Raw genomic sequence first — 667 nt, forward strand, 5'->3', positions numbered from 1 at the left:
AAAGAACGCGGTCATTCGGCAGCGCCCGAACCATGGCTACTCGGCGACCGGGAATCCCGCGGATACTACGGCGGCTTTCAGCGCGTCGAGAGTCGCCTCGTCGCCGTGTTTCACTTCGGCGCGTTTCTTTTTCAGGCTGACGGACGCGGATTTTACGCCCGCAACGCCCTCCAGCGCCTCGGTAAGGTGCTTGACGCAATGCTCGCACGACATGCCTTCAATCTGCAACACTGTCTTCATGCTATAACTCCTTTTGCTGCGGCGCAGCCCTAAAAATCAGCCTGACGAGGGGCGCGGGGATACGGAATCACGTCGCGTATGTTCGTCATGCCGGTAACATACATTAAAAGCCGCTCAAAGCCGAGCCCGAAGCCGGAATGCGGCACCGTGCCGAATCGCCGGAGGTCGAGATACCACCAGTAATCGTCGGGGGACAACCCGCATTCGGTCATGCGGGACAGCAACGCGCCGCAGTCTTCCTCGCGCTGGGAGCCGCCGATGATTTCCCCCAGACCGGGCACCAGCACGTCCAGCGCCCGCACGGTTTTGCCGCCTCCGTTCAGCTTCATGTAAAAGGCTTTAATCTCTTTCGGATAATCGGTAACGATGACCGGCTTCCGGTACGCCTGCTCGGTCAGGTATTTTTCGTGCTCGCTCTGCAAGTCCC

The 667-nt window shown here is 59.5% G+C and carries 2 protein-coding genes; both read right to left on the bottom strand.

The window, feature by feature from the left end:
- Positions 1–36: 36 nt before the first annotated feature.
- Entirely contained in the window at positions 37–240 is a 204-nt protein-coding gene (locus AWU74_RS07150) for a heavy-metal-associated domain-containing protein (RefSeq protein ID WP_062328722.1), read from the bottom strand.
- 29 nt (positions 241–269) lie between these two features.
- Positions 270–667, bottom strand: a 398-nt coding sequence (locus AWU74_RS07155) for an amino acid--tRNA ligase-related protein (protein ID WP_306701065.1), incomplete at its 5' end; no start/stop codon positions are given.

Source organism: Treponema endosymbiont of Eucomonympha sp., assembly GCF_001028545.1.

Coding starts and splice junctions, on each gene's coding strand:
- AWU74_RS07150 (WP_062328722.1), bottom strand. CDS start 240: ATGAAGACAGTGTTGCAGATTGAAGGCATGTCGTGCGAGCATTGCGTC.